General features: G+C 53.3%; 5 protein-coding genes and 1 pseudogene. 2 read left to right on the plus strand and 4 right to left on the minus strand.

Going from position 1 to position 7,790, the window contains the following annotated elements:
- The coding region (locus ACIREA_RS21595; RefSeq protein ID WP_397384430.1) for an endonuclease/exonuclease/phosphatase family protein at positions 1-1,132 on the minus strand (1,132 nt) is incomplete at its 3' end.
- 1,025 nt (positions 1,133-2,157) lie between these two features.
- On the opposite strand from ACIREA_RS21595, the gene ACIREA_RS21600 reads away from it, so the two are divergent.
- On the plus strand, positions 2,158-3,081 hold the full coding sequence (locus ACIREA_RS21600; protein WP_397384431.1) for a glycosyltransferase family 2 protein: 924 nt from the start codon (positions 2,158-2,160) through the stop codon (positions 3,079-3,081).
- Between the two features lie 479 nt (positions 3,082-3,560).
- Here the strand turns inward: ACIREA_RS21600 and ACIREA_RS21605 are convergent, their stop codons facing one another.
- The 3 genes from ACIREA_RS21605 to ACIREA_RS21615 all read right to left on the minus strand — a co-directional run bounded on the left by ACIREA_RS21605 (position 3,561) and on the right by ACIREA_RS21615 (position 7,219).
- Positions 3,561-4,862, minus strand: coding sequence for a nucleotide sugar dehydrogenase (locus ACIREA_RS21605; protein ID WP_397384432.1), 1,302 nt, complete (start codon positions 4,860-4,862; stop codon positions 3,561-3,563).
- Between the two features lie 93 nt (positions 4,863-4,955).
- Entirely contained in the window at positions 4,956-6,464 is a 1,509-nt protein-coding gene (locus ACIREA_RS21610) for an ArnT family glycosyltransferase (RefSeq protein WP_397384433.1), read from the minus strand.
- 53 nt (positions 6,465-6,517) lie between these two features.
- Positions 6,518-7,219 carry a class I SAM-dependent methyltransferase gene (locus ACIREA_RS21615; protein WP_397384434.1) on the minus strand — a complete coding sequence of 234 codons (702 nt, stop codon included), beginning with the start codon at positions 7,217-7,219 and terminating at the stop codon, positions 6,518-6,520.
- 143 nt (positions 7,220-7,362) lie between these two features.
- Between ACIREA_RS21615 and ACIREA_RS21620 the strand changes: the two are divergent.
- A pseudogene (locus ACIREA_RS21620) lies at positions 7,363-7,790 on the plus strand (hypothetical protein); the annotation flags it as partial.

Raw genomic sequence — 7,790 nt, forward strand, 5'->3', positions numbered from 1 at the left:
AAAACACATAATCGATTCGCATCCATGGTCCGCCCAGACTTAGAGGGTTATGTGTAACGCCTGGAAAAGTGAACCCGAATCCAGAACCAGACGCCGAATGCGCATCCCCAAGTTCCTTGGTGATCGAGCGGTAAATCCATCCCGTGCTTGGAGCGTTAAAGTCGCCAACGACAATACAGGGGTTGGATTCGGTCCGCACTGCGTTCAGAATTCTCTCCACATCGCCAATCTGACCATCCCAAAACGTCTGGTATTGCCGACGTTTTTCCGCCCAAGGTGTGCCAGGCATCCCCAAAACACCCCACAAAAAGGCTCCACGCCTATAAGAATTCAGAACCTCTCGTGGTGTTCGTAGGTGGACAACGAAAATGGAGACAGGATGGCCATTCCAATCGATCACAAAACGGGCAACCCCTCCATTCGTGGGCGAATCTGGAGCACCTAGCAGCGAACTCTCGGTGATCGGATAGCGGCTAATCAGCGTGAATTCACCCACGCTGACGCCATGTTCAAATTCAGCGTAGTCTGGTGAGCGAAGAAACCCGTCAGCTCTCCCTGAGGCCTCCTGAAATGCGATAATGTCTGGATTTGTAGCGTTTTTGAACGGCTGAAGACTCTGGTTCATATGCTGACCACGGTTGTAGGTCATTATTGTCAACACGTTATCCAAGCGATTACTCCCGCCGCCGTGGGTATGTTCCAAGCCATATCCCAGCCATCCCCAGAGGAGCAAAGTCACAGTCGCGATCTGCGCCAGAAAACAGCCACGGTGAAAAATAAGAGCGAGCGGTAGCAGAACCAAAAACGGCAAAAGCCATGTCATTGGAGGGATGTAGAGGAGAAAAGCTGAGGTTATGTTTTTTTCCCCCACCAAGCCCATCGCAATCCACAGAATAATACAGAAGCCAATATAAGTAATAGTCAGCGATGAAGTGACTCCGCGAAAAAATCGCAATATGAGAGCTCCCACCAGACCCTTTTCGGCTGCCGTGACCAGAACTCTCCCGAACTTAGCAATCACAAGGTTAAACTGTCTTTCGCTAATGCTGTCGCCCCCGGCGTGCCTGCCGCCTGACGAAGACTCCTTCGTAGAGTTCGAAGTCGACAAGCCCTCCCCATTATCGGTGCTCATTTCTCCAGTTTCCGTATACCATCATTTGCGGGAAGCGTTGGAGCAATTTCCTTTCTGAGGTTGGGCTGCTTTTGTTGACCCAAGCCAGGAGGGGCCGCCGTTTGCATAGAAGCATCTCCGCCCCTTTTCTGCCATTCTGGATCCTTTGCTCCCTGCGACTTACTAATTCCTTTATTGTAAACAGCAATCGCTACCATGCTGAACAGTGTCAGTATGAAAAGCATAAGCAGGGATTCCGCAAAAGTGAACCCACGTTGTTTTCGAAAGTATGACATCTGAATATGACGTAAATTTATAAATTGGACGAGCCAAAATCCACGAAGTGATGAAATTACGAGGCAGAGTCCGAAACTAAACTAAAAGTGAATACAATGTGTGATCATCTCACGTCGCAATGGTGAGCATTTTAAGATTTCGCTGGTTTAAAACTCATTAAAACAAGCGGAGACTCCCTCTGGAGCGCTTTGGGAACAAAGGTGCTTGGCGCTCTACTCATGCCCTGTCCTCCAAAATAATTACCGTTTTTACTATTTCCAAAGGGATAAGAACAATTTGACAGAGCAAAAGCTGTCAGTAGGGAAGCGGTCACACGAATAATCATAAGGGCGGCTGAGGAGTTAGATGTAGCTCTTCAGAATAAAAGTTTTCAACATCAAATTGGTCTGGAGGACAACGACAATTACTCTTATCAATGCCTGTTTCAATGTTATTTTTTTGATTTTATAATGAAGCGTGTGATCGAATGCTACATAGCAGTAGAGACTAAATAATTCAGTGCCGTAAGACCAAGCTGAATTTCCACTGTTGCGGGAGCTTTGTTCGTTGAAACCTTCTAAAGACGCTGGACAGCACAATTTGAATTGCCTTGAAGTAACCACGGCTTTCGCATACACTGTACCCAGACCGCATTTGAAAACTAGCTGCTCCTTTTTCTCCGCATCGCCTAGCGACAGATTTTAGCGGCTTAGGATTCATGCGCAAAAAAGATCGGGCTCATTTTTTTCACTAATCGCAGGCTAATTAGGATGGGAATTACAATTATTATAACCGCGTACAATTATGGTCATTTCCTCAGGGGGGCGATCAATGCTGCGATGTCCCAAGATTATCCTGATGTGGAAATCATTGTCATTGATGATGGTTCCACGGACGACACGCCTGAGATTGCAGCTGAATTTGGGGGGGGCATAAGGTATATTCGTCAGCGAAATAAGGGCCTCCCTGAAACGCGAAACACCGGACTGCGTGAGGCAAGAACTGAGTGGGTGATTTTTATGGATGCGGATGACAGACTTTCTGCTGAAGCGGTTTCACTTTCTGTAAAGTTCCTTCAAAAAAGTGGGGTTGCCACAAACTTTGTTGTTTTCGGGGAGCAAATTTTTTCAGATGACAGTTATGTGCCTGTTCCTGTGGATGATGGCGTTCTTCAATGTCCGCTTCGTATCATTTCACTGAGGGATGTTGTATTGCGCAATCGTTTTGGAGTTTGTGGACTCGCTAGGCGCGCAGCCATGCTAGAGTTGGGTGGATTTAACCGTTTAGCCGGCGGATCTGATGACCGGGACATGTTGATCAAGCTTGCTCAGAATGGGCCAATATATTTTCTTGACGCACCCCTTCGACACTATCGAGTCCACTCGTCAAGCATGTGTCACAACACTTTAAAGCAGTCCACGGATACGGATTGGGTTCTCAAAAATGCGAGAGAAAAATTCGGCAGTCTTCTTCCAGCGTCCGATTGGGCAATGGCTCGAGCAATTTATTTCTATCAAGTTGCATATAGCTATATCTTATCAGGTAATCTGAAAAATGCCACTGTTGCTTGTTTACGCTCGATTGCCACGACACCATGGATTTCCAGCTCCGATTCCTCCGTCTTGCCGTTTTTGGCACGAACTCGGTTACTTCTTAGGTTGGCCATTAAACTGAGCTGCTTTCGAAAGAATTAAGAAGTACTGATACCCTTTACGCTGGAACAATTGCTACGGCGAGTTTTAGAGATAATGAGAGGTTGATGTGCTCCATGTCCTGTCCGATTTCCTCGATGGTAAAAAATCACTTCGCCCAATACTTATGTTGAGTCCGATGCCCAATGAGGAACTGCCAAAAAGTTTGAACGCTGCGGCCTAGTTCATAGTTCTGTTTCCTAAGGGCGATTTTGCTCGCGAATGCAATCCGCTCAAGATCAGTAAGTGCCAGGCATGCGTGCGTCATGCCGGTGACTCCTTGCGCGTTGCAGTTTAAGTGAGTTTCCCATTTCCTCAATGTGACGAAGGATCCGTGCGTCTTTGTGGTGCACGATACTGCAAGCGCTGAGGGGCGTCTATTCTTCTACCCTGAGGAGCGCTGCGTTGCGTTGCTTCCAAAGCGTTGCTGGCAAGGGCTATCGTGTAGTGGCAGTTGGTGAGAAGACTCGGCGCTTATAAGGTCACCAGCAAATCCCCTCATACTGCCAGGGCAGGGTGTCGAGTTCCCTCCAGCCATTGACATCGATCACGATCTGATTTGTACGGGCCGATTCCCTCAGGACCTCGAGAGGTACGCATTTTTGGGAAACCACGATGACATCACTTGCCTGAAGTACGTCAAGCACGTCAAACTTCAAAAGTTGCGCCAAGTGCGGCATGCGAGCCTGAATTTGCTGCTCGTTTGCGCCGATGAGGCGGGAGAGATTGATGTGGGGATCGTAGATCCGCAGCTCATAGCCACGCCCGAGCAGCGTCTCCGCCGCGCTGACCATGGGGCTGCCGCGCAGGTCGTCCGTTTCCGCCTTGAATGCGAGCCCTAGAAAACCGATTCGGCGCTTCGCTTTACTCTCAATCAGATTCACAAAAAGATCCTGATGCGCGGCATTGGTGGCAACGGTGTTTTCTAGCAGGGGCAGACTGAGATTTTCATGACGGGCGAAAGACTTCAGCGCCGAGACATCCTTGGGCAGGCAGGAGCCGCCGAAAGGGTTGCCCGGCTTCATGTAGTAGCGGGAGATGTTCAGTCGTGTGTCGGCGCACAACACATCCATCACGCGGGTGCCGTCTTCCCTCAAATGCTTGCAGAGGCGTCCTATCTCGTTAGCAAAGCCGACCTTCAGGGCATGGAAGTAGTTGCAAGAATATTTGATCATTTCGGCACCTTCCCAACGGAGCACTTCCGGCTTGCCGCCGAGCAGGTCGGCGATGTCAGCCGGTGGCGATGTGCTGCCGTCTTCCGTGCCGATGACGGCGAGCGAGGGGGCTTGAAAGTCGCTGACTGCAGTGCCTTCCCGCAGGAACTCCGGGCAGTAACAGATGGTCACCTGACCGGATTTGACGAGGTCGGCAAAGATGTCCGCGACGATCTTGCGGGTGCTTCCTGGCAGCATGGTGCTACGGAAGAGAATGGCGTGCTTCTTGGTCGATTTTTTCAAGGCTTCGGCGATTTGGCCGGAGACATGGAGAACGTAGCTCAAATCGAGGCTGCCGGAGGGCAGGGAAGGGGTTCCGACGCAAATGATGCTGGCCTCAGACTGCGCGACGGCCTCAGTGGCATCCATCGTCGCGGTGATGTGGCCGGTAGCGCTGGCTGTTTTCAGAAGTTGGTCGAGTTCGGGCTCAACGATGGGTGAGATGCCTTCGTTGAACGCGCCGACCTTCGCGGCATGAAGATCGACGCCTATAATGAAGTGCCCTTTCTGCGCAAGGCAGGCAGCGGTGACTGCTCCAACGTAACCGAGGCCAAAAACGGAAATATTCATGAAGGTGATCGTGGCGGAATAAAATGGGTCGGCTGTTTATGGAAAGCTCAGGTGATTTGCAAATGCGATTTGATGGGAGGGCGCTGTGGAGGTTTACAGTCGTTTGTAAACGAGCAGTTTTCCAGCGGCTCCTGGGCCGCGCACTATGGGTCGGTCGAAGTCGAGAGTCCAGCGGTCGGGCGCGTTGTAGAGCGCGCGGAGGAGCTGGTGTTCGTGCTCTTTTCTCACGGACTCTTCGGCGGACAAATCGATGAAGACGCGGCGAACGTTGAGTAGGTCGAGATGGGCCAGCACTAGCGAGTCGTCGGGAAACGTCAGCGTGTAGCCACGGCTCAGCCAGTCACTGGTGGCGAGTTCCTTGCTGCCGCGATACACCTTCAGGAGAGAGGGGGAGCGCTGCTGGCAGTGGAAGGCGGCAGCGGCGATGATCGCGCCTTCTCCACGTGGATCGGCGGCTACGAGCCAGTTGGCGGGCGGAGTGCCGAGTTGCGGCACGCCGGAGGTTTCGACAGCCTGAGAGAAGCCTGTGACTTGTTTTTCAGGCCAACGTGAGGTCAGGGCGGATGCGGCCACCATGATGGCGCAAAATGCTGGCCAGCGGCCTCTGCCGAATCCCGAGCAGAACGCATTGACTGCGGTTACGGCGGCGATGAGGAGCACAGGAAGCACGGGCAGGAGATAGCGGGTGCTGAAACCTGTTGGCACGAACAGACTGATGGCCGTGGTGCCTGCGAGCATGCCGATTCCAGAGGCGAGCAAGGTCGAGGTTTGTGGCGACCGCACACAGGTGCTCATGATGAGTGCCAGACCGATAATGATGAAGCATAGCAACAACCAGCCGACGACATGAGGCATTGAAGTTGCATAGAAGAGCGCGGCTTCCTGCACGTAGTCGGTCAGCGGTTGATGGACCATGCCCTCCGATGTGATGTGCGAGGAATAAATCATCCACGGTCCGGCGAGGATGGCCACGGGAAGCGCGGAAATCCACCACGAGGCCTGTTTGATGAGTTTCCAGCGTCCTGTGAGGAGTGTGGCGATCGGTGGCACGAGACAGAGGGCGAGCGCGGAACCTTTGGTGAGAATCGCCATCGCTGCGAGGAGGCCAAAGCCGAGCGCGCGTCGCTTCGTGGGGCGTTGTAGGTAGTCCGCCCACGCGGCGGTCGCCAGCAGGCATAGCACGCCGAGCATGAGGTCGGACATGACAAACTCCGCTTGTTTGAGTGTGAAAGGTAATGCTGCAGAGATAAGACCAGTCGCTAAGGCTGCCGGAACCGGGAGAATGCGGGACGAGAAGCGGTAAATCAGGGTGCCAAAGGCGGCAGCCAGGATAGATTGCAGCACGAACAGGCTCTTGATCGATGCAATCGGCAGAAGCCATGCGCCGGCGAGCAGGTAGTAGCCAGGAGGGTAGTGTCCGAGCGCGACCTTCGGAAAGCTCTCGTAATAGTTTTTGGCAAAAACCATGGGCGACTGCTGCCAACCTCCCGCCATGTAGTCGCGCAGCATCAAACTCGTGACGGCATGTGCGGCTTCGTCAGGATCGCCAGCCAGATCGGATGTCCACGCGCCGTGCATGTTCTGGAAGGTGAGGTGAAACACTAGAAGAAGCGCGAATAGCGCCCAAGTACCGGGTCGACGATATACATTTAGACTCATAATTTTTGTGCCAATACGAGGTACTGTCCCCCAACCGGGATTTTGCAGAGCAGGGGCTCTATGCCGCGCAGGAAGCCCAGCGCGCTTGGGAAGACAAAACAGGAGTCGGTTTGGAGAATTTTGAAGCCGGCAGTGCGGAGTAGGGCGCGCGCTTGAAAAGGGAAAAGCGTCTGCGCATCGGCATCGAACGGCACCTTGCTCATCAAATAATGAACGATAGGGTTCCAGCGGTTGTTCTCCCAAAACGCGAACAGTCCATTGGGCTTGAGCGAGCGCCAGACAAGGCGGGCCGCTGCTGCGCGTTGATCCGGCGGGATGTGATGAAAAACACCGTTGGTGAAGGCCAGATCGAAGCTTTCGGCTGCGATGCTGTCGGGATCCTGTGTGAAGCGTGCTTCCGGCCATGCGCTCTCTTTTGTTGCACGCTCAATGGAGGCGGCAGAAGGGTCAAAACCGAGGTAGGAGGCGATTCCGAGGCCTCTTTGAAGAAATGAGGCCGAGGTGCCTGTGCCGCAGCCGAAATCGAGGCAGGAAACGGCTTTAGTTCCGCGCCGATCCATCTGCCGTTTCAGCCACAAGACGCGTCCCTCGGCGAAAAAATCTTTGCCTTCGCCGGTCAGCGCCAGTCCGCGGTGGAGCGCTTCTTCATAGTTCGCCGCATAGGTGTCGAACTCGGCTGGGGTGAGGCTGTCGGGCATGGGATAGTGGGGAACTTCGAGTGCCCTCGTGATATGGCAACTGATTCGACAATCTGCGTCGATTTTGGCACGGAAACGCCAACGAGTTGACCTTTGGCGGTCTCGGTGCGAAAGAGCGCGGCCATTTCCCCCCCTTCTCCTGCATGAAAGATCTCATCGAAAACCGCCGCCACATCACTCTGTTCGGCAAGGCCAAGCTTGCTTGGCTGATACTCAAAGAAAATGGCCTGTTATGGTGCCTGGCGTTCGGTGTTTACTACATCAACAGCTCGATCTCGCAGAAGGCGTTTCAGTTCATGGATCATCTGCGTCATAAGACGGGTATCCCAGGCATGAATAGTCTTGCGCTCAACAAGGCGATCTGGGAGGCCTGGGACTGGAGCGCGGGGGGCGAGGAATGGAGCCCTTCGGAGGGGTGGAAGTCGTCCGTGATCAGGTGCGTGCTGGAGAAGGAGGTGCCTGCGGCGACTGAGGTGCTGGAAATTGGCCCTGGTGGCGGGCGCTGGACCGTGCCGCTGATCGCGCGTGCGGCGAAATACACAGGGATCGACATCTCGGCATCGTGTGTGGA

This window comes from Prosthecobacter sp. (assembly GCF_044373815.1).
Lineage (GTDB): Bacteria > Verrucomicrobiota > Verrucomicrobiia > Verrucomicrobiales > Verrucomicrobiaceae > Prosthecobacter.

Excerpts from the sequence above, each read along its gene's own strand:
- ACIREA_RS21600 (WP_397384431.1), top strand. The coding sequence starts at position 2,158 with ATGGGAATTACAATTATTATAACCGCGTACAATTATGGTCATTTCCTC.
- ACIREA_RS21605 (WP_397384432.1), bottom strand. The coding sequence starts at position 4,862 with ATGAATATTTCCGTTTTTGGCCTCGGTTACGTTGGAGCAGTCACCGCT.
- ACIREA_RS21615 (WP_397384434.1), bottom strand. The coding sequence starts at position 7,219 with ATGCCCGACAGCCTCACCCCAGCCGAGTTCGACACCTATGCGGCGAAC.